Origin of the sequence: Pseudoalteromonas sp. NZS37 (genome assembly GCF_015864265.1) — a bacterium.
GTDB lineage: Bacteria > Pseudomonadota > Gammaproteobacteria > Enterobacterales > Alteromonadaceae > Pseudoalteromonas > Pseudoalteromonas arctica.
In genome coordinates this window covers 304,338-324,726 of sequence record NZ_JADYXL010000002.1, presented here as the reverse complement: position 1 = coordinate 324,726, position 20,389 = coordinate 304,338, and the positions used below count along the sequence as shown (strand labels likewise).

The window sequence follows — 20,389 nt, the reverse complement described above, 5'->3', positions numbered from 1 at the left end:
TAATGTTAATTAATCTTCAGGTCAACTCTTAAATACTGCGCCTTAGCGGGGGTTGTATTAATTACTTACTGAAGATCAATTTATAATAATAAATTGCGGAGAGCACATGGCTAGTTCAGCACCACTGACATCACACACACAGTCGCAAAACCACCAAGATAAAAACTATGGTTTTGCACTTACATCTTTAACTTCACTGTTTTTTATGTGGGGTTTTATTACTTGCTTAAATGATATTTTGATTCCGCATTTAAAAGCGGTTTTCGATTTAACGTATGTACAAGCAATGCTTGTGCAGTTTTGCTTTTTTGGCGCTTACTTTTTAATGTCACTCCCTAGTGGACACATTGTTAAAAAGCTTGGTTATAAAAAAGGAATCGTGGTTGGGCTTTTAATTGCGGCAGTAGGGTGTGTCTTATTTTACCCAGCAGCGTCTTTACATAGTTATCCTGTATTTTTATTCGCTTTATTTGTACTTGCCAGTGGCATAACGTTATTACAAGTATCTGCAAATCCTTATGTAAGTTTGTTGGGTTCAGCAAAAACAGCGTCGTCTCGTTTAACGCTTACTCAAGCTTTTAACGCGTTAGGTACTACGGTTGCACCATCATTTGGTGCTCTGTTAATTCTGGACTCAGCGTCAGATGCCTTTTTAACACCGGCACAAAATGCAGAATCAGTACAACTTCCTTACCTCCTTTTAGCTGCAATGCTTATTTTACTAGCTGGTATTTTTGCATGGCTTAAATTGCCAGACATTATGAGTGAACAAAAAGAAGCGGCTAAAAACTCAGAAAAAATTGAAGGCAGTGCATGGCAATACCGTCACCTAACATTAGGTGCTGTGGGTATATTTATGTATGTTGGCGCAGAAGTGGCAATTGGTAGCTTTTTAGTAAGCTTTTTAGCGCAAGAACATATTGCAGGACTAAAAGAGCATGCTGCAGCTCATTACATCACTTATTATTTTGGTGGTGCTATGGTTGGGCGTTTTATTGGTGCTGCTGTAATGCAAAAATTACCCGCTGGTAAAGTACTTGGCTTTAACGCAACCATGGCTATTATTTTAGTCGTTATTGCCATGAGCACGTCGGGTCAATTAGCAATGTGGTCAATACTATTGGTTGGTTTATTCAATTCTATTATGTTCCCCACTATTTTTAGTTTAGCGTTAAATGGGCTTGGTAAGCATACAGCTCAAGGCTCTGGTATTTTGTGTTTGGCGATTGTGGGTGGTGCAATAGTGCCACTTTTACAAGGTGCACTTGCTGATAGTGTGGGTGTTCAACTTTCGTATGTTTTACCTATTTTATGTTACATATTTATCGTGTTCTATGGTTTAAGCGGTAGCAAACCAGTTCAAGCGCAGGAGACTCTATAATGAAAACCCCTTTTACACTTAATAAAATAGCCTTAGCAACATTAATTGCATCAGTAGGTACTTTATCGGCTTGTTCAAACGACGCAGTAACATCGGTTGAAACTAATGAAACGTTATCTAAAACAGCGCAAATTTGGCCAAAACTTAATATTGCCGTTAAAAAAGATGCCGATATTGAAGCTAAAATAGTTAACTATTTAAAAGCCATGACACTTGAGCAAAAGGTTGCTCAAATGATTCAGCCAGAAATTCGTGATATTACCGTTGAAGACATGCGTAAATATGGCTTTGGTTCATATCTTAATGGCGGTGGTGCATTCCCTAATGGTGACAAACATGCAACACCAATGGACTGGGTAGCCTTAGCAGAGAGCTTTTATCAAGCTTCTGTCGATGACTCAGTTGATGGCAGTAGTATCCCAACTATGTGGGGCACCGATGCAGTACATGGCCATAATAATGTAATTGGTGCCACGTTATTTCCGCACAACATTGGTTTAGGCGCGGCGAATAATCCTGATTTAATCGAGCAAATAGCGTCTATTACCGCAGTAGAGGTAATGGCTACGGGGATAGATTGGGTATTTGCACCCACAGTTGCCGTAGTGCGCGACGATCGCTGGGGCAGAACGTACGAAGGCTACTCAGAAGATCCAAAAATTGTACATGATTACTCAGCAGCCATAGTAAATGGCTTACAAGGTAAAGCCGATGGCGACTTTTTAAGTGACAAGCGTGTAATTAGTACCGTTAAACACTTTATTGGCGACGGTGGCACGGTTGATGGGGATGATCAGGGAAATAATATAGATAGCGAACAGTCGCTATTTGATATTCATGCCCAAGGTTATGTAGGTGGCTTGTCTGCAGGTAGCCAATCGGTTATGGCATCGTTCAATAGCTGGAATGGCGTTAAAAATCACGGCAATAAATATTTACTTACTGATGTATTAAAAACACGAATGGGTTTTGATGGATTCGTAGTAGGCGATTGGAATGGCCATGGGCAAATTGAAGGCTGTACTAACGAAAGTTGTGCACAAGCCGTTAATGCTGGCCTTGATATTTTCATGGTCCCAACAGGTGCCTGGAAGCCTCTTTATAACAACACAATTGCGCAAGTTAAGTCAGGCGAAATTAGTATGTCGCGTATTGATGACGCAGTGAGCAGAATATTACGCGTAAAACTTCGCGCTGGTTTATTTGATAAACCAAGCCCGGCTAAGCGTCTTTACTCTGGAAAAACAGAGCTAATTGGTGCCCAAGAGCACCGCGAAGTAGCACGTCAAGCTGTGCGCGAATCGCTTGTATTACTCAAAAATAAAAATAACCTATTGCCTATCGCAGCTAATCAACGCGTACTTGTTGCAGGTGATGGTGCTGATAATATAGGTAAACAGTCGGGTGGTTGGAGTATTACGTGGCAGGGGACTAATAATAAAAATGCTGATTTCCCTGGTGCTACTTCGATATATAAAGGGCTTGAAGAGCAAATATCTGCAGCAGGTGGAAGTGTTACTTTAAGTGCTGATGGCACGTTTGAACAACGTCCTGATGTTGCTATTGTTGTATTTGGTGAAGAACCTTACGCAGAAGGGCACGGCGATAAAGATAACCTTGAGTTTGAGCGCGGAAATAAAAAGTCATTAGCACTTTTAAACTCGCTAAAAGAGCAAGGCATTCCTGTTGTATCGGTGTTTATATCAGGTCGACCTATGTGGGTTAACAGCGAACTTAACGCATCTGACGCGTTTGTAGCTGCATGGTTACCAGGTACAGAAGGCGCAGGTATTGCTGATGTTTTATTAAAAGCGGCAGACGGCACCATTCAAAATAACTTTAAAGGTAAATTATCGTTTTCTTGGCCTAAATCAGCGGTACAAACTGCGGTTAATAAAGGCGATGAAAATTACGACCCATTACTCCCTTATGGTTTTGGTTTAACGTACGGCGATAAAAACGTGTTAGCTGACGACCTTGATGAAGACTCTAAACTTGATAACTCAGGGCTTACGAGTATGGATATACTTGTTGGTGCACCTGTAGCACCATGGCGCTTATTGTTAAAATCGGGCAATGAGCTTTTAGATGTATCGAGTAGTACTCATGAATTTGGTGCAATTAAATACCGAACTGAGGACAAAATAGTACAAGAAGACGCGCGCCAATTTAACTTTAGCGGTGCAGAAAAAGCCAGTGCTGAAATAGTAACAAGCTTTGCAGAAGATACCATTGCCTACGTTGAAGCCGATAGTGTGATTAGCTTTGATATTAAATTAAACGAAGCACTAACGAGCGATATAGCACTTGCTATGACTTGCTCGGGCGAATGTGGTGCAAGCATTGATTTAGCAAACGTTGTAGATAAAAGCATTGAGAATAAATGGCAGTCAGTATCAATCGATTTAGGTTGTTTTGCTGATAAGGGTGTTAATTTTGCAAACCTAACAAGCCCATTTAGCTTACGCAGCAATGGTAAAGCGTCAATTTCTGTGGCTAATATTCAGTTTGTGCCAAATAAGGCAGGCGAAGCTACACTGTCTTGTAAGTAGTTTATTAACTCTATTGTGTGTATACCAAAGCCCTTCGAATGAAGGGCTTTTTTTATGTAGAGGATTAATACTAACCTGCATAAATACTTGAGCTAATTGATATAACTAAATAGGAACAAGTCGCTATAAATACAAAGGGTTACCACGTTTTTATAGGAGGAACCTTTTTTATAATAGCTTGTAAAATAATTAGCACTGCATTAAGAGGTTTTTTTCGTCAAAGCTAACTACTTTATCTCTGCCGGTTTCTTTAGCAAGATAAAGGCGTTTATCAGCCAACGACAGTAAGTCTTTTACACTCATTTTACCATTTACAGAGTGACTCACTCCCGCGCTCACAGATAGTTTTATATGCGCGTTTTGATAATAAAACGGATGCTTAGAAATATTTTCACGTAAGTGCTCTGCATATTCTTTAGCTGCTCGTAGGGAATAGTCTGGTAGTAATATTGCAAATTCTTCACCGCCTATTCTGGCGCAAATACCCTCATCAATAAATTGCTCTTTTATGTGCTGCGCAATCCATTTAATTGCTTGATCGCCCGTGTCGTGGCCGTACTTATCGTTTACATGCTTAAAAAAGTCAATATCTAGAATAATTATAGATACATTTATATCATTGTTATTAGGTTGTTTAAGGACTGCTTTGGCGTTATTAAAGAAACCTCTGCGATTAAATAACTGTGTAAGAGAGTCGGTATTGGCAAGGTTCGATAGCGTATATTCACTATTAGAAAATAACAAAAATGGCAGTATAAGAGCACTCAGTGTGGCTAATAGTAAATGACTAATAAGCACAATTTGCAAAGGGGTTGCTACATCTTGAATACTCGAACTAAGTACCGGTATTGATAGAAATATAGCATTTAAAAACATAACTCCACTGTGCACTAAAAAGCAGGTAATTAACGCCTTTTTCTGGGCTTTAGCAACAAAGCTCATGCTTTTGATTAAATACGCTGTGTAAATAAATAATCCGGCAATTACTAAACTCGTTAGCATTTTTGCTGCACCGAAAGGATAAATTGCCAATAACAATAAGCTAGAAAAACCAAATATGCAGTAAAGAGGCATTAAGCTAATATTTTGTACGTTTTTGTATTTATATAGTCCAACAATAATTAAAAGTGGGCTAGTAATCATTGAAACACTAGCTAAATAGTGGGTTATTAAAGGAAGATCTATGAATAAGCGCAAACATGCTAGTATTTCGGCTAATGCGAATGTGGCACAGGCTAAACCAAATAATAAAAAAGATGTTTGTTTTTTATATTTATAAATTGAGAGAAAAAATAAGCTTATGAATAAGTTAAGGATAAAAGAGAAGAAGATCACAGTAGGCAAATGAAACATGATTTATTCTCTTTATTATAAAATGATGAAATATATATTTAACTAACTGTTGTAATTATTATGTATTAATAAGAAAAGGTCAATTCAGTTAAAAGGATTGCTTTTTCAATTTTCATATTTTACCTCAAGAATTATTAACGCCCGCTAAACCAAACTCTCTAAAGCTGATTTAATATCAGGATGATGAAAACGATAATTATGAACGAGTGCCTTTTTAGGGACTACAAATTGCCCGGTTGTTAGTAAGTCTGACATTTCGCCCATTAAGAGTTTAAGCACTGCCGTTGGCATGGGGATAAATGCAGGGCGTGATAATGCCTCGCCTAAGCTTTCACTAAATTGAGCGTTGCTTACCGGATTTGGTGCAGTTGCGTTAACTGGGCCAGATATTTCTGGATGCTTAATAATAAAGAGTATTAGCTGAATCATATCGTCGATGTGTATCCACGACATTCCTTGCTCGCCATTACCAATTGGGCCGCCTAAACACAATTTAAAAGCGGGTAGCATTTTACTTAATGCTCCACCTTTTTTAGCTAAAACAATACCCGTGCGCAAAAGGCACACTCTGGTGTGTTCTGATTGCGCGAGTAGCGCTGCATTTTCCCAGTCTTTACAAAGCTGGTGGCTAAATTCGTCGTGTGGGTTTTCAAAAGTTTCATCAATAGGGTTACTATTTTGTCGACCATAAAATCCAACGGCGCTTCCAGATATATAAGTATGCGGGGCAGTGCTACAAGCTTTAATAGCTTCACTAATTTGTTGTGTAACACCAATACGGCTGTCGCGTATTATTTGCTTTTGTTTGTCGCTCCAGCGTTTATTTACAATAGGTTCGCCAGCTAGATTAATAACAATATCAACAGTGTTAAAATCTACTGCATTGACATTGCTTACGGCTTTAACTTTATGGCCTAATAATACGTTTGCTTTAGTCGGATTTCGGCTAAGCACAGAAACAGTATTATGATGAAGTAAAAAAGGGCATAAGTGCTTACCAATTAATCCCGTCGCGCCAGTAATAAATATATGCATTATTAATCCTTACAATAAAATAGTAGCAAGTGATTAAAAAACATACTCGCTAGCAAACAGCTTTGCAAATTTATACGTAAAACAGGCTTTTATGATCACTTCGTAATTATTTCATTTAATTACCTTTTGCCTTACACTAAAGCCATATCATTAATAAAAGGGTTAATAAATTGGCAAGTTTAACTGGAGTAAATAAAAGCTTAATAGTTTTTGCTTCCTTAGTGGTCGTACTCGCGGGGATAAAAGCGGCAAGTGTAATTATTATTCCGTTTATTTTGGCGGCGTTTATTGCCATTATTTGTAATCCGCTTATCAAGTTTTTTGCGCGCTACCGAATTCCTAAAGGTATTGCTGTTATGTTGGTAGTGCTTATTATAGTTGGCTTAGGTGTAAGCCTTGGCGGGCTTGTAGGGCAATCAATAAACGATTTTTCGCAGCAACTTCCTGAGTATAAAACACAACTCAAAGAAGAATTTGTATGGCTTGTAGATTTAGCATCTCAATACAACATACTGATTAATAAAGAACAGTTAATCAATATGTTCGACCCAGGTAAAATGGTTGATGTAGCCACTAATATGCTCACCGGTTTAGGTGGCGTAATGGCAAACATGTTTTTAATTATTTTAACCGTTGTTTTTATGTTGTTTGAAGGGCCAATGCTGAGCAAAAAAATACACATGGCACTTGAAGATCCCGATAGCAAAATGAAGCAAATTGACCGCTTTTTAGAGTCTATTAATTCATATCTGGCAATTAAAACACTAGTAAGTTTAGGTACGGGTATTATTGCTGCGTTTTACTTATGGATTTTAGACGTTGACTACTTTGTGCTGTGGGGGGTATTGGCATTTATGTTCAATTACATTCCTAATATTGGGTCAATTATTGCGGCTGTACCGGCTGTATTACTTGCGCTTATTACTCAAGGTCCGTTAATTGCGGGATTGGTTGCTGCAGGTTATTTAACAATAAATACGGTGATGGGCAATATTGTAGAGCCTAAGTTTTTGGGCAAAGGGCTGGGTCTTTCAACGCTAGTGGTATTTTTATCATTAATATTTTGGGGCTGGTTATTAGGTACTGTGGGTATGCTTTTATCTGTGCCCTTAACTATGATTGTAAAAATAGGCTTAGAAGCCAGTGCTGAAGGTAAGTGGGTTGCCACTCTACTAGGCAGTGGCGAAGACGTTGCTAAAAATAACTAACATCTATAACTATCAAGGGCTGTAAAATTAAAGCCCTTGATGGTGAAGTTATCAGTAAATACAGGGCTATTAATTAACAAACAATTTAATAGCGTCATCCACCGCGTTTATTGCGCCTTCTAAATATCCTGCTTCTTGTTTTGCAAACTCACTCGCTACAAAATGAATGTTCAAGTTATTTAATTGCCCATCTAAGCCTGAAAAATCAAATTCTGGGTGCTGCGAAGGCTGAGTTTGATCGTCTCTATTAGCTACAAACTTATCGTCTGCCCAGTCTTTAATAAAATACCCCGTTGCCTTTTCAGCATCTTTACCATAAAAGTAGCTAAGCTGCTGGGCACAGGCTTGAATTAATTGCTCTTTAGTTACTTGGTTTCGTGATAAGTAGGGCACACCTATAAAGCCAAATAATGCGGCGTAATTGCCATCTTCAGCACTGGCATCGTGAATTTCGACCATTGGGCCTACGCGACTAAAGCATTGCCCTGATAAGTTTTTATCACGCCAAAATGCATGTTCAAAAGTAGCTATAAATTTGGCTTGTCCTGCCATCCATGTAGGTACACTACTAAGGCGGTTTATGAGCGTTGGAGTAGCCCATAGTTCAGGTGTTAAGTGTGTTGTAACCATACGAGCAGGAATAGCTGAAATTAGTTTTTCAGTAGTAAAGTGCTTTATATTACCTAAGTGATTAACTGTAATTTGCCAGTTATTATCACCTTTTTTAAGCTCAGTGACATTGTGTTCTAATAACACTGAATCAGGATTAAGTTGCTCGTATAAGGCAGTTATTAGGGTATTCATGCCGTGCTTAAGCCTAAATAACTGCATATCTCCAGCACCTGCAATTTGTTGAGGCTGCTTGGAGTTAGGTGCTTGATATAACACATCACCTTTGTTGTATTGCTCAAATATACTTAAGTGGAGTGACTTTACTAAAGCTTGGATTTTTGGTTGGTGAGGAAATATCCACGTAGGACCCAAATCAAAACTAACATCGTTATTTATTGGTGATTGCGCAGCAAAAATTCGGCCGCCTAATTGCGATTTAGCTTCCAGTAATAAGTACTCAATATTAAGCAGTTGTAATTTATACGCACTGTATAAGCCGGCCAGTCCGCCACCTATAATTATTACTGGTTTAGTCATTTGTTTACCTATTAGCTATTTAGCAATCTACTAGTAGGTAGTTTGTTTTGATATGAATAAATTGTCAAGTAGGCTAAAGGGAACGAGTAGATAAACGTAACTAGTTTAGTGTGCTTAAGTTACGTTAAAATGGGTGTTTTAGTGATTCTGTAAATTGATTTATAAGCTCTATTTCACAGAGTTTATAGCTAATGGCCGCTGTTGTCGCATTAGGAAGTTTTATTAAGTAACGCCATTGGCAGGCGCTCTCAAGGTACTTTTCGTTATTTTTAATGCTGCGCATAAATAACGGCAGTACTTGCGTATTACCTGTGCTTTCTTGTGATTTAGTTAGCTCATATTTGCGCTTTTGTATCCAACTGCCTTGTGCTTGCTTTGCTTTATCAATCTGGCTATCTAGGCATTGAATATACCGCTTAGCTTCATCGGTTGTTGCTTTAGCGGCTAAAGTACATGCTTCATTTGCAAAGCTGTACTGGCTTGTAGCTAATAGCACAATGGCAGTTAGTTTTAATAAATAGTTACTTTTTGTCATTGTAATTAAACTCTAAGATAAATTGAGCGCCGGCTAAGTTATCAGCATCGGTAATGGTAAGCGTCCCGTTATACGACTTAACTAAATCAGATACAATCGCCATGCCTACGCCGTGTCCGCTTTCGTATGTATCGAGGCGAGTACCACGTGTAAGTAAAGATTCACGTTTATCCTCTGGCACACCAGGGCCATCATCGCTAATTCCAATACACAGAGTTTTACTTTGGATTACTTGTATTTCTACTTGCGAGCGGCACGCTTTACAGGCGTTATCAATCAAGTTACCGAGTAATTCCATTAAATCTGTTTGGTCACCTAAAAAGTAATCTTTTTCGGTTACGGTGCAGGTAAAAATAATATCTTTATCACGGTATACTTTTGCCATAGCACTGAGTATTGAATCGAGTACTGGCTTAATAGGTGTTTGCTTTTTCCACGTGTCTGATGCACCGGTTGCAGCACGCTTTAATTGGTGCTCGATCATCACATTAATTCGGTCGAGTTGTTCTTGTGCATCTGCATCGTTTGCCAATGGACTTGATTTAAGTACTGCAAGCGGTGTTTTAAGTGCATGAGCAAGGTCGCTCAATGAGGCTCTATAGCGCTCTTTTTGGCGCTGTTGCGACTCAAGTAGCAAGTTTAGGTCTGCTTTTATTGTTTGCAGCTCTACAGGGTAGAGGCCTTTAATTTCTTGAATATCACCCGATTCAATCGCTTTTATTTCTTTATCGAGTCGTTGGAGTGGGCGAGCGCTCCAAATGAAACCAATCGCCATTAGGCCTGCAATTGCAATCCCCATGATAAACATCCAATCTACTAGGGTTTGCTTAAAGCCATCCATTATACGAAGTAGAGCGTCGTTACGTTTGACTAATATAAAGCGAGCTTGTTCTGATTGATCTATGTTGTTTAAAATTACAGTCAGGCTAAGTTGCCAGTACGCGGTATTATTATACTCCACACGCCTGAAGTCGGCGGCACCGGCTTTGGTCTCTATTTGTTGAGGTACATAGTTTAAATTTACAGCCGATTCTGAGTTCCAAACAGGGTCATCATCGCGGTAAATCATTGCGTAGGTGTCTGAATTTAATCTGTTTAACTCAGGCGCTAAAATAGTGCTGGGCATAATAATACCATGCTCAGTAAAGTCGACTTCAGATATTAGCGAGTAGAGCTGTGCCTCGAGGGTTTTTTCTGTCGCATCAACCAGTGAAGCGTAATACGCTTTGCCAATTGAATAAAATAAGATAGGGAGTGCGACTAATAAAACAAAGACAAGGATAAATCCTTGCCTTATTTTTAACGATATTTGCGGTATTACCACTGGCTTTTAAGCCTGTAACCACGCCCACGTAGTGTTTCTACTGGGTTTAGTACGCCTTCAGGGTCAAGCTTTTTACGCAAACGTAGTACAAATACTTCAATTACGTTTGAATCAAGGTCGAAATCTTGGTCGTAAATATGCTCAGTAAGTTCTGATTTAGAAATTACTTTTTGCGGATTTACCATTAAGTATTCAAGTACTTTATATTCGTAAGCTGTAAGGCTAAGTTCTTTATCATCAACCCATACTTGTTGTGAACGTGTATGAATTTTAATTGGACCCGCAGTCATTTCTGGATTTGCTTTACCAGCACTACGGCGAATTAATGCATTACAACGTGCAATAAGTTCTTCAACATGAAATGGTTTTGTAAGGTAGTCATCTGCACCTGCATCTAAACCTTCTACTTTATCCTGCCAGCGATCGCGCGCTGTTAAGATTAAAATAGGGATGGTAATGCCTTGTGCTCGTGCTTTATTGATTAGCTCAATACCGTCTATTTTAGGTAAACCTAAATCAACTACGGCCATATCAAGCGGGTATTCTGTAATGTGGAAAAGACCTGCTTCACCATCGTGACATAAATCCACGCTGTAACGTTCTTTTTCTAAAGCATTACGTAGGTTATCTGCTAAATGTAAATCGTCTTCAATAACTAAAATTCGCATTTGTTAATCCTTTTTCACTTCGCCGGTTTTTTTATTTATATGTAAATCAACGACGTGGCCGTCAGATTTGAGTATTCGTACGGTATAAAAATCTGTTTTTTCGGTAATTTTTAAGGTCTTACCGCCTATTGTTTTCTTTGCAAGTATTACGGCTTTCTTTTTGTCCACCTCAGCATGAGATGCTTGGGTGGCCGTCGCTGCTTGAGCAAAGTTAGCTAAGCTAACACAAGCAATAAAACCGAGGCTTAATAATACGCGCATAATGGAAAACTCCTAGACCAGACCCACTTAGTTTAATTAACTAAGTTACTAAAATTCAAGTAAAAACGCTAAATTCGCTTTTATCTCAGTAATTTTAATTAAAATCTTGTGAACAAACCCTGAATTACAGTGCAACACACGCTCTTAGGGTTTAATACACTTTTAAGCAGGGAACACTTTTTTGAAAGGTTTAACAATTGTATTTTCATAGATGCCAGCGGCAACGTAAGGGTCAGCTGCTGCCCACTCTCGAGCTGCTTCTATTGACTCAAACTCAGCAACAACTAATGAACCGGTAAAACCTGCTTCTTGAGGATCTTCACTATCGACTGCCGGAAATGGACCCGCAGTTAATAAACGGTTTTGTGAATCAAGCTCACTAAGGCGTGCTAAATGTGCCGGGCGTGCTGCTTTTCTAAGCTCTAAGCTGTTTTCAACGTCTGTTGAGTGAATCATGTACAACATAAGGAATCTCATAAAAATTGTTAAATTTGATTAACGCAATACTACCACAGCGTTGAAAATTGGTGAATTAAAAGCGTATTTACACAGGTTTACACTTCGATTTTATTTTTAAGCTGTAATTGCTTGAAAATCTCTGTGTAACACTGGTAGAGTCGCTGAAATATACAAAATAATAAAAAGGTTTTATGCATGAGCGAAAATAGAGAACGATTTAGTTCCCGTCTCGGATTCATAATGGCAGCGGCAGGTTCGGCTGTTGGTATTGGCAATTTAGTTGGTTTTCCGGTTTCTGCTACCAAAAATGGTGGTGGCGCATTCTTATTAATTTACGCTTTATTTGTCGTATTTATTTGTTTACCAGTCATGATGGCTGAAATGGCAATGGGTCGTAATGCTCAAAAAGATCCACTTGGTTCGTACAAGCTATTATCTAATAACGATAAAAAATGGAAGCTAGCAGGTTTTTTAGCGGTGCTTACACCATTTATGATTGCTGTGTTTTATATGGTAATTACAGTTTGGATTTTTGGTTACTTAACGCAAACAGGCCTCGGTAATTTAGATTTACTTGCAGATCCTGGCCACTTTGGTGTTTTTATTAATAGTTACACTGTGTTTGGTTATATGGCCGTTGTGGTTATTATTGTTAACTTAATTTTATTAGGGGGTGTTAAACAAGGCATAGAAAAAGCCGCTAAATTTTTAATGCCAGCCTTACTTTTCATGCTACTTGCTTTAGTTACTTATGTATTAACGCTTGATAACGCAATGGCCGGTGTTAAATACTACATTATTCCTGATTTTTCTAAGATGAGTGCAAGTGTACTTAATGGCGCATTAAGCCAAGCGTTTTTCTCGCTATCGCTGGGTATGGGTATATTAATGACTTACGCGTCGTACATTTCTAAAAAGGATGACATTGTAAGTAGCGCTAAAATGGTCGCTATTACAGACTCACTCGTTGCGTTTGTAGCGGGCCTAATGGTGTTGCCCGCTATATTTAGCTTTGATCCAAACACAGACCCATCAGCACTTTCTGACTCGTCTGTATCAATGATTTTTGTATACCTACCTAAAATATTATTAGCACTGCAAAATGATATTGGTTATGTAGGTGCGTCTATTGTTGCGTTCTCATTCTTTTTATTAGTATTTTTTGCAGCGATTACTTCACTTGTTTCAATAGTAGAAGTACCGACAGCAACACTAAGTGACCGTAAAGGTATTAGCCGTAAAAAAGCATTGGGCATCCTTACACTTTCAACCGGTGTACTTACTATTTTATGTACAATGTCGTTTGGTATGATTGACAGCCTTACTTCGTTCACCAGTTATGGCGGCGTTAATAAGAGCTTTTTTGATATTATTGTTGATGTATTTTACGACACAATTTTACCGCTTAATGGCTTAATGGTGTGTTTGTTTGTAATGTACCGCTGGAAAAAAGCACGCTTAACACAAGAGCTAAGCTTAGGTTCGCCTAATTATGCGGGAAGCTTGATGGAAAAGTACGTTAACTTTTCACTTTCAACGTTTATTCCTGTCATTCTAGCTGTGATATTTATAAATACAGTGGCGACTAAGTTTTTTGATTTAAAAATATTTGGTTTTTAAATAGACCTCTTTAAAAGCTTATTGAATAATAAAATGCCGCTCAGTTAAGCTTAGCGGCATTTTTTATAGGCGTTTTTAATTATTAAAGGGATTTAAAATGAATAAAATTATTATTGGGTTTGCTTTTGCTATTTCATCATTTGGCGCATTTGCACAAAGCGCTGATGGTTGGCCAGAAGGCGGTGCAATGCACACGGGCAATACTTATAATTTAGAGGGCAATAGATACAAAACTAAAATCAGTAAAATGATGGATGAAATCTACCCACAACTAAATGACGATTACCAAGTAGATGCAGTTAAAGCACAAATAAAAGCATGGGAGCAGTATATAGATGCTACATGTAACGTTGTTGGCATAGCAACGGGTGCCGGTGGCTCTTGGCCCTCAACGTATAGTGTTAAATGCGAAAGAAGCCTAAGTTATGATAGATACTTTGCGACTAAAAATGCGCTAAAGTGTGTTAATAGATTAAGCAAAGAAGAGTTTGTAGGACATAGCGAAAAGTTAAATTGTTTAATTCAAACATTAAATATAAAAATATTTTAAGACCTACATAGCGCTACAGCTAAATTATACAGTTAGCTGTAGCATTTTAGGCTTTATAGCAACTCAATACTTACTGTTGCGCCTTTTTCGATATTGCCGCTTTGTGCTGGCACTACAATTAAGCAGTTAGCTTTACTAAGCGACGAAAGTACACCCGAGCCCTGTTTATTAAACGGGGCAACCACTAAGTCACCTTGCTCGTTAATTGTTGCAGTACCGCGTTGAAAGTCAGCTCTGCCAGGGCGCTTTTTAATAACGGATGTAGTAACCGCGTTAAATCGCATTTTAGGGTTTACTTCACCAAGCCCCGACAGCTTTTGCAGTGCAGGCTCTACTAACTGATTAAACGTAACAGCAGCCGACACAGGGTTACCTGGCAAGCCAAAAAAGTAACTGTTAGCTAGTTTACCAAAGGCAAAAGGTTTGCCTGGTTTCATGGCTATTTTCCAAAAGTGTATTTCGCCAATTTCGTTGAGCACTTCTTTAGTAAAGTCGGCTTCACCAACCGATACACCGCCTGAGCTTATTACGGCATCGGCAAGTTCGTTCGCTTTCAAAAATGCATTAGTGATGAGTTCTTTGTCATCAGGGATAATTCCTAAATCAAGCACGTCTATATTTTTTTGTTGCAGCGCACTAATAATAACAGCGCGGTTGCTTTCAAAAATAGCGCCTTGCTTAAGCGGCTGACCAGGTTCTATTAGCTCATCGCCTGTAGAAAGTACGGCTATTTTTAAGTTTCTTACTACGTCTATATTGGCAATTCCCAAAGATGCAAGTAACCCCACATCAACGGCTTTTAATTTATCGCCTGCTTTTAAAATAACATCGTCAATTGCAATATCTTCACCAGCAAAACGCACGTTTTCATTTAGCTCAGGTTGCGCAGTAAACGTAATTTTATCGCCATCAACCGAGGCGTTTTCTTGCATTACAACGCCGTTAGCGCCTGGTGCAATGGCGGCGCCGGTCATTATTCTTACGCATTGCCCTGGGGTAAGCGTTTCTTCAAAAACTTGCCCCGCAAACACGCTACCTACTTGTGTATAGGTTAAGCTTTTATCTGAAATACATAGCGCATAGCCATCCATTGCAGAGTTGTTATGAGCTGGTACGTTTATAGTTGATTTAACATCGCTTGCTAAAACGCGATCAACGCTTTGCATTATAGTGATGGTTTCAACGTCTTTAACAGGCGTTATCGAGCCAAGTATATTTTGTATTGCAGTTTCAATTGGCAATAAACCGGGTGCATTGCAAACATCGTTCATATATATTGCTTACTTAAATCATTTTATTTTGAAACAATACTTATAATGTCAAAGCTTTACAATACATGGTTGGGTTATTTTTTGCTTATAGCATGCATGCTTTCGTGCGGCGTAAACGCAAAAGAAACGCTGCAAGTAGCCGTAGCGAGTAATTTTAAAACTGTATTGCAAACCCTACTAAAAAAATCCCCATTACCTAATGTTGACGTGAAAATATCAGCCGCTTCTAGCGGTGTTTTATATTCGCAAATAGTGCATGGTGCGCCATTTGATGTGTTTTTATCGGCTGACGATTTTCGACCGCAATCACTTATTAAAGAAGGTTATGCCGAGCAAAGTAGCTTAATCACTTACGCGTTAGGCGAACTTGCTTTGTGGCAACCCAAAGCTGAAAAAGTAAATGATAAAGTAGCCATTGCTAATCCACGTTTTTCACCATACGGGCGTGCCTCAGAGCACTACGCTAATAACCATTTTAAAATGCCAGTAAATTATGTGTACGGTAATAACATTACGCATGCTTTTCAGTTTGTTGAAAGCGGTAATGTAGGAGTAGGGCTGGTGGCTGTTTCATCGCTAAAGGCGGCTTACAGTAACACGCAAGATCAAAAATATTTAGATTATACCGTGCTGCCTACCAATCAATATCCCGATATAATTCAACAAGGCGTTATTATTAGCTCGACTAAAAAGCGTGCTAGCGCTAAGCAACTCATGCAATTTTTAATGACGCAGGCTACGCAGCAGCAGTTAATTGAATTAGGTTACAGAATAAAGGACAACAATGCTTCAAAGTGATTTAACCGCGCTGTGGTTAACTATAAAACTTGCCTTTATAACCGCAGTGCTCCTTCTTGTTTTTTGTATTCCGGTGGCTTACAAGCTCGCTGGCTATAATGGTAAATTTAAACCATTTTTAGAGGCATTAATTGCAATGCCTTTAGTGCTGCCGCCTACGTTATTAGGGTTTTACTTACTTGTTTTATTTTCGCCTGATCACGCTTTTGGGCAGTTTTGGTTTTGGCTAACGGGTACACAGCTTGCGTTTAGTTTTCAGGGTGTGGTTATTGGTTCGCTTTTTTATTCGCTGCCTTTTGTAATGCAGCCTCTTGTGGCTGGGTTTAAGCATATTAATCAAACCTATAACGAAGCTGCCATTGCGCTTGGGTTAAGCCCGTTTAAACGCTTTGTGCATTTAATTATTCCGCTTTTAAAACCCAGTATTGGTAGCGCATTTGCTTTAGGCTTTGCGCACACATTGGGTGAGTTTGGTTTGGTATTAATGATTGGCGGTAATATTCAGGGGCAAACACAGGTGGTGTCTATTGCGCTTTACGACCATGTTGAATCGTTAAATTATACGGCGGCACATCAGCTTTCACTTATTTTACTGGCTATTTCGTTTGCCTGTTTAGTGCTGTTATTTAAGTTTAATAAAAGCATTGTAGGGGTTAAGCAATAACATGATTAAGTTAAGCCTTTTTAAAGCACTCAATAATTTTGATTTAGATATAAACCTTGAGCTTGAGTCGTTTAATGTACTCGGTGTTTACGGGCCTTCTGGCTCGGGTAAGTCAACATTACTGCGTTGTATTAGCGGTTTAGAGCCGGCAAAAAATGTTTATGTAAACAATCAGCCAGTGCATGAGCTGCCAAGCGATAAACGCGGTATAACGCTTCAGTTGCAATCGTGCCCGTTGTTTCCTCATTTAGATGTGGCAGGTAATTTAGCGTTTACACAAAAACACTGCGGGAATAAGCAAACCAGCTTAACGCTAGAATACGTTGTTAAAACACTTGAATTACAAGACTTACTAAACCGTGATGTACAAAGCTTATCGGGTGGCGAACGCCAACGTGTAGTATTTGCGCGTACGCTGTTAGCAGGTCAAAAATTTATAATGCTTGATGAGCCTTTTAGTGCGCTTGATTGGTCATTGCGTTTTAAAACGCTCACTAAACTTAGCGAGTTTGCAGTTAAGTTTAATATTAAATTTATAATAGTAAGTCACTCATTAAAAGAGCTGCTATTTTGCTGCGATACCCTTATTCAGCTTGATAAAGGTAAGGTGATAAACCAAGGTGCAAGTGCACACGTTGCAAAAGCTATTTATGCAAACGACAGGCAAACACCGCTGAGCTTAATTAATTACAATGTGGTTAAATTTGATGAAGACTACGGGCTATATCAACTACAATTACAGCAAAGTGAGCAGCCGCTTTTTGTGCTTCCTGCACTTGTAGATAGCAGTAATAAGCTAATTATAGAAAGTGAGCAAATGTCGTTTAGTGCGTTAAAGCCTGAGCAAACAACGCATAGCAATGTTTTAAAGTCGGTATTAACTCAGGCTGAGCTTATTAATAATAAATGGCAGTTAACGCTTAATGTAGATGGGCAAACATTGTATTGCTTGGCATCAAGACGAGTGTGGGACAAAAACGACTTTAAAGTGGGCGATGTGCTTTATACAACAATCAGTAATCTAGAATAACTAAATGCTGCACACCGCACATTGACTGTTTTTAGCTATTTTAAAACGATTAAACTCCATGCTTAAACCATCCACCAGCAATAAATGTTTGTCTAAGCCACTTGGCAAACCAGCAAGCATTTTTAGCGCTTCAGTAGCCTGAATACTGCCTATTAGCCCCACAATTGGGGAAAGCACGCCGGATTCAGAGCAGCTTTGTGTTTGTTCACTAAAAAATTGTGATAAACAGCCATAACAATGGCTGTTTTCATCCATAGTAAAACACGCGACTTGTCCTTCCATACGTATTGCAGAGCCTGACACTAGCGGAACTTTAGCGTTAAAACAGGCGCTATTAAGTGCATTGCGCGTTGCTAGGTTATCTGAGCAATCAATCACTATATCAATGTTATTAAATAATTGTTCTGTAGAGGTACTTGCATCAAAAAATGCCTCAATGGTGTTTATGTCTATTTCACTATTAAGCGCGTTAAGCTGTTTTTTAGCAGCACTGCATTTTGAACTACCAATATCACTTTCTTTATACAGTATTTGCCTTTGCAGGTTGGTCACGTCTATTTCATCGTTATCAACTAAGGTAAGCGTGCCAACGCCAGATGCCGCTAAGTATTGACCTACCGCACAACCAAGCCCACCCACACCAATAATTAAAGCATGCGATTGCCATAGTCGCTCTTGTCCGTCTATATCAAGCTGCGGGAGCATAATGTGCCGTGAATAGCGCAGTTGCTGCTGGTAAGTTAGCGGTGTTTTTTGCATTTTCAAACTTCTCATACTTTTTTTGAACAATACCAAGTTGTTAAATCCAAGAGCAAGTAGTAACGCTTTTTATTTGCACTCTAACAACCCAGAGCCCTTCACTCATATAGTGCAACTATAACGTATAAAAACAGCTGTTGCATGTAACCATATGAAATTTATAGTTTTTAATTAGTGGCTTAGTAATTGCTATATCGGGTTAACTTAAATTTAACAAAAATTGGGCTGCTACTCGTATAAAAGGGTGGGGCATTAATAAAACAATAATACGTTTACGAGGAAAATAAACATGCAACCGAGTTCTGGGTTTAACCTAATATCGTTTAGCGGAAAAATGAAAGTATTACATCTGAGTTGGATGGTCTTTTTTGTGTCATTTTTTGTATGGTTTAACCATGCTCCTTTATTAGGTGCCATAGCGGGTTCACTTGGTATTACCATGGCACAGGTTAAAACATTACTAATTTTAAATGTAGCGTTAACTATTCCAGCGCGTGTTGTGGTGGGTATGCTAACCGATAAATTTGGTCCCCGTATTGTTTACGCGGCACTACTTATTAGCTGTAGTATTCCATGTTTTATGTTTGCTATGGCAACTACATTTGAGCAAGCAGCAATAGCGCGTTTTGCTTTAGGCTTTATTGGTGCTGGCTTTGTTGTAGGCATTAGAATGGTGAGTGAATGGTTTCCTGCTAACGAGTTGGGTATAGCAGAAGGTATTTATGGCGGCTGGGGTAATTTTGGTTCAGCAGCTGCGGCTATGTTATTGCCAATTATTGCACTAATGTTTGGCGGCGAAGATGGCTGGCGTTATGCAGTAGGTTTAACCGGTGTATTAAGCGTTATATTTGGTGTTATTTGGTACTTAAATGTAACCGATACACCAAAAGGCGGTACATACTTTAAGCCTAAAAAAGTAGGCGCAATGGAAGTTACCAGTAAAGGCGACTTTGTATTACTGCTTATTATGAAAATCCCTATGTACGGCGCATTAGCATTACTTACTTGGAAGCTTTCGCCAACCGGTGCTAACTTAATTTCGGCTAATTTTGTACTTGCTGTGTATGCTTTTTTAGTCCTACTTTATATTTACGAAGTGTATAAAACCTTTGACGTAAATGGTCATATTTTTAAAGAGCCTGTACCTGAGTCGCATCGTTATGAGTTTAAGCAAGTGGCTGTTTTAAATATTTTATATTTTACAACTTTTGGTTCTGAGCTTGCGGTTGTTTCTATGTTGCCGCTGTTTTTTATGGATGTGTTTGCGCTTGATATGGTGTATGCCGGTATTTTAGCCTCTGCTTATGCATTTATGAACTTAGCATCTCGCCCAGGTGGTGGTTGGATTTCAGATAAATTGGGTCGCCGTATAACACTTATCGTACTTACGATGGGTCTTGCTGTTGGTTATTTTGTAATGGGCTTGGTTGATGCATCGTGGCCTTTATGGCTTGCTGTAGTAGCTGCTATGGCATGTTCGTTCTTTGTGCAAGCCGGTGAAGGCGCCGTATTTGCGGCAGTACCACTAATTAAGCGTCGTTTAACTGGGCAAATTGCTGGTATGACAGGGGCTTATGGTAATGTTGGTGCAGTAGTTTACTTAACGGCATTGTCACTTGTTGATTATCAAACCTTCTTTTTCATTATTGCGGGTAGTGCATTACTTGGCTTAGGCGCACTATTTTTTATGAAAGAACCTGATGGCCATATTACCGAAGTAAATGAAGACGGCACCGTTGAACTTATTTCAGTGACTTAAGGCATTATTGACT

At 38.9% G+C, this 20,389-nt stretch carries 19 protein-coding genes; 9 read left to right on the top strand and 10 right to left on the bottom strand.

Features of this window, described 5'->3' with window-relative positions; all coding sequences use genetic code 11:
- Window positions 1-106: 106 nt before the first annotated feature.
- On the top strand, window positions 107-1,381 hold the full coding sequence (locus I6F47_RS04815; RefSeq protein ID WP_010552530.1) for a sugar MFS transporter: 1,275 nt from the start codon (window positions 107-109) through the stop codon (window positions 1,379-1,381).
- Window positions 1,381-3,933, top strand: a complete 2,553-nt coding sequence (locus tag I6F47_RS04810) for a glycoside hydrolase family 3 protein (protein ID WP_197102386.1) — start codon at window positions 1,381-1,383, stop codon at window positions 3,931-3,933. The genes I6F47_RS04815 and I6F47_RS04810 overlap by 1 nt, the downstream gene beginning before the upstream one ends.
- A gap of 189 nt (window positions 3,934-4,122) precedes the next feature.
- On the opposite strand, the gene I6F47_RS04805 is transcribed toward I6F47_RS04810, so the two are convergent.
- Both I6F47_RS04805 and I6F47_RS04800 read right to left on the bottom strand, forming a co-directional pair.
- Window positions 4,123-5,076, bottom strand: a complete 954-nt coding sequence (locus tag I6F47_RS04805) for a GGDEF domain-containing protein (RefSeq protein ID WP_002959792.1) — start codon at window positions 5,074-5,076, stop codon at window positions 4,123-4,125.
- Between the two features lie 354 nt (window positions 5,077-5,430).
- Window positions 5,431-6,321: a TIGR01777 family oxidoreductase gene (locus tag I6F47_RS04800; RefSeq protein WP_165734902.1), complete on the bottom strand. Its 891-nt coding sequence runs from the start codon at window positions 6,319-6,321 to the stop codon at window positions 5,431-5,433.
- Window positions 6,322-6,491: 170 nt separating this feature from the next.
- On the opposite strand from I6F47_RS04800, the gene I6F47_RS04795 reads away from it, so the two are divergent.
- On the top strand, window positions 6,492-7,529 hold the full coding sequence (locus tag I6F47_RS04795; RefSeq protein WP_007585280.1) for an AI-2E family transporter: 1,038 nt from the start codon (window positions 6,492-6,494) through the stop codon (window positions 7,527-7,529).
- Window positions 7,530-7,598: 69 nt separating this feature from the next.
- Here I6F47_RS04795 and I6F47_RS04790 read toward each other — a convergent pair whose 3' ends face one another.
- The 6 genes from I6F47_RS04790 to I6F47_RS04765 all read right to left on the bottom strand — a co-directional run bounded on the left by I6F47_RS04790 (window position 7,599) and on the right by I6F47_RS04765 (window position 11,931).
- Window positions 7,599-8,678: a flavin monoamine oxidase family protein gene (locus I6F47_RS04790; protein ID WP_197111394.1), complete on the bottom strand. Its 1,080-nt coding sequence runs from the start codon at window positions 8,676-8,678 to the stop codon at window positions 7,599-7,601.
- 124 nt (window positions 8,679-8,802) lie between these two features.
- Window positions 8,803-9,213 (bottom strand): hypothetical protein, encoded by a 411-nt coding sequence (locus I6F47_RS04785; protein ID WP_101163078.1) that lies wholly within the window; start codon window positions 9,211-9,213, stop codon window positions 8,803-8,805.
- The gene (locus I6F47_RS04780; protein WP_010552535.1) at window positions 9,200-10,537 is read right to left on the bottom strand and encodes an ATP-binding protein; all 1,338 of its coding nucleotides are present in this window, start codon (window positions 10,535-10,537) and stop codon (window positions 9,200-9,202) included. Before I6F47_RS04780 ends, I6F47_RS04785 begins: the two co-directional genes overlap by 14 nt.
- On the bottom strand, window positions 10,531-11,205 hold the full coding sequence (locus tag I6F47_RS04775) for a response regulator transcription factor (protein WP_007375447.1): 675 nt from the start codon (window positions 11,203-11,205) through the stop codon (window positions 10,531-10,533). The genes I6F47_RS04780 and I6F47_RS04775 overlap by 7 nt, the downstream gene beginning before the upstream one ends.
- Window positions 11,206-11,208: 3 nt before the next feature.
- On the bottom strand, window positions 11,209-11,466 hold the full coding sequence (locus I6F47_RS04770; protein WP_002959808.1) for a PepSY domain-containing protein: 258 nt from the start codon (window positions 11,464-11,466) through the stop codon (window positions 11,209-11,211).
- A gap of 162 nt (window positions 11,467-11,628) precedes the next feature.
- The gene (locus I6F47_RS04765; protein WP_010552536.1) at window positions 11,629-11,931 is read right to left on the bottom strand and encodes a YciI family protein; all 303 of its coding nucleotides are present in this window, start codon (window positions 11,929-11,931) and stop codon (window positions 11,629-11,631) included.
- Between the two features lie 189 nt (window positions 11,932-12,120).
- Between I6F47_RS04765 and I6F47_RS04760 the strand changes: the two genes are divergently transcribed.
- Both I6F47_RS04760 and I6F47_RS04755 read left to right on the top strand, forming a co-directional pair.
- Entirely contained in the window at window positions 12,121-13,545 is a 1,425-nt protein-coding gene (locus I6F47_RS04760) for a sodium-dependent transporter (protein WP_010552537.1), read from the top strand.
- Between the two features lie 97 nt (window positions 13,546-13,642).
- The gene (locus tag I6F47_RS04755) at window positions 13,643-14,095 is read left to right on the top strand and encodes a DUF1311 domain-containing protein (protein ID WP_165726361.1); all 453 of its coding nucleotides are present in this window, start codon (window positions 13,643-13,645) and stop codon (window positions 14,093-14,095) included.
- Between the two features lie 53 nt (window positions 14,096-14,148).
- Here I6F47_RS04755 and moeA read toward each other — a convergent pair whose 3' ends face one another.
- The gene (gene moeA / locus I6F47_RS04750) at window positions 14,149-15,366 is read right to left on the bottom strand and encodes a molybdopterin molybdotransferase MoeA (protein WP_197111393.1); all 1,218 of its coding nucleotides are present in this window, start codon (window positions 15,364-15,366) and stop codon (window positions 14,149-14,151) included.
- A gap of 45 nt (window positions 15,367-15,411) precedes the next feature.
- On the opposite strand from moeA, the gene modA reads away from it, so the two are divergent.
- From modA to I6F47_RS04735, 3 genes are read left to right on the top strand one after another with little or no spacing between them, the layout of a single operon-like run.
- Window positions 15,412-16,164 carry a molybdate ABC transporter substrate-binding protein gene (gene modA / locus I6F47_RS04745; protein WP_197183430.1) on the top strand — a complete coding sequence of 251 codons (753 nt, stop codon included), beginning with the start codon at window positions 15,412-15,414 and terminating at the stop codon, window positions 16,162-16,164.
- Window positions 16,151-16,828: a molybdate ABC transporter permease subunit gene (gene modB, locus I6F47_RS04740; RefSeq protein WP_024609792.1), complete on the top strand. Its 678-nt coding sequence runs from the start codon at window positions 16,151-16,153 to the stop codon at window positions 16,826-16,828. Before modA ends, modB begins: the two co-directional genes overlap by 14 nt.
- A 1-nt stretch (window position 16,829) precedes the next feature.
- The gene (locus I6F47_RS04735) at window positions 16,830-17,858 is read left to right on the top strand and encodes an ATP-binding cassette domain-containing protein (protein ID WP_197183429.1); all 1,029 of its coding nucleotides are present in this window, start codon (window positions 16,830-16,832) and stop codon (window positions 17,856-17,858) included.
- Here the strand turns inward: I6F47_RS04735 and moeB are convergent, their stop codons facing one another.
- Complete coding sequence (moeB, locus tag I6F47_RS04730) at window positions 17,859-18,617, bottom strand: molybdopterin-synthase adenylyltransferase MoeB (protein ID WP_197183428.1); 759 nt, start codon at window positions 18,615-18,617, stop codon at window positions 17,859-17,861. It lies immediately after the preceding gene.
- A gap of 289 nt (window positions 18,618-18,906) precedes the next feature.
- Here moeB and I6F47_RS04725 point away from each other — a divergent pair, with 289 nt between their 5' ends.
- Window positions 18,907-20,376 carry a NarK family nitrate/nitrite MFS transporter gene (locus I6F47_RS04725; RefSeq protein WP_007585259.1) on the top strand — a complete coding sequence of 490 codons (1,470 nt, stop codon included), beginning with the start codon at window positions 18,907-18,909 and terminating at the stop codon, window positions 20,374-20,376.
- The last annotated feature ends 13 nt before the right edge of the window (window positions 20,377-20,389 follow it).

Excerpts from the sequence above, each read along its gene's own strand:
- I6F47_RS04815 (WP_010552530.1), top strand. The coding sequence starts at position 107 with ATGGCTAGTTCAGCACCACTGACATCACACACACAGTCGCAAAACCAC.
- I6F47_RS04810 (WP_197102386.1), top strand. The coding sequence starts at position 1,381 with ATGAAAACCCCTTTTACACTTAATAAAATAGCCTTAGCAACATTAATT.
- I6F47_RS04805 (WP_002959792.1), bottom strand. The coding sequence starts at position 5,076 with ATGATTACTAGCCCACTTTTAATTATTGTTGGACTATATAAATACAAA.
- I6F47_RS04800 (WP_165734902.1), bottom strand. The coding sequence starts at position 6,321 with ATGCATATATTTATTACTGGCGCGACGGGATTAATTGGTAAGCACTTA.
- I6F47_RS04790 (WP_197111394.1), bottom strand. The coding sequence starts at position 8,678 with ATGACTAAACCAGTAATAATTATAGGTGGCGGACTGGCCGGCTTATAC.
- I6F47_RS04785 (WP_101163078.1), bottom strand. The coding sequence starts at position 9,213 with ATGACAAAAAGTAACTATTTATTAAAACTAACTGCCATTGTGCTATTA.
- I6F47_RS04775 (WP_007375447.1), bottom strand. The coding sequence starts at position 11,205 with ATGCGAATTTTAGTTATTGAAGACGATTTACATTTAGCAGATAACCTA.
- I6F47_RS04770 (WP_002959808.1), bottom strand. The coding sequence starts at position 11,466 with ATGCGCGTATTATTAAGCCTCGGTTTTATTGCTTGTGTTAGCTTAGCT.
- I6F47_RS04765 (WP_010552536.1), bottom strand. The coding sequence starts at position 11,931 with ATGTTGTACATGATTCACTCAACAGACGTTGAAAACAGCTTAGAGCTT.
- I6F47_RS04760 (WP_010552537.1), top strand. The coding sequence starts at position 12,121 with ATGAGCGAAAATAGAGAACGATTTAGTTCCCGTCTCGGATTCATAATG.
- I6F47_RS04755 (WP_165726361.1), top strand. The coding sequence starts at position 13,643 with ATGAATAAAATTATTATTGGGTTTGCTTTTGCTATTTCATCATTTGGC.
- moeA (WP_197111393.1), bottom strand. The coding sequence starts at position 15,366 with ATGAACGATGTTTGCAATGCACCCGGTTTATTGCCAATTGAAACTGCA.
- modA (WP_197183430.1), top strand. The coding sequence starts at position 15,412 with ATGTCAAAGCTTTACAATACATGGTTGGGTTATTTTTTGCTTATAGCA.
- modB (WP_024609792.1), top strand. The coding sequence starts at position 16,151 with ATGCTTCAAAGTGATTTAACCGCGCTGTGGTTAACTATAAAACTTGCC.
- I6F47_RS04735 (WP_197183429.1), top strand. The coding sequence starts at position 16,830 with ATGATTAAGTTAAGCCTTTTTAAAGCACTCAATAATTTTGATTTAGAT.
- moeB (WP_197183428.1), bottom strand. The coding sequence starts at position 18,617 with ATGCAAAAAACACCGCTAACTTACCAGCAGCAACTGCGCTATTCACGG.
- I6F47_RS04725 (WP_007585259.1), top strand. The coding sequence starts at position 18,907 with ATGCAACCGAGTTCTGGGTTTAACCTAATATCGTTTAGCGGAAAAATG.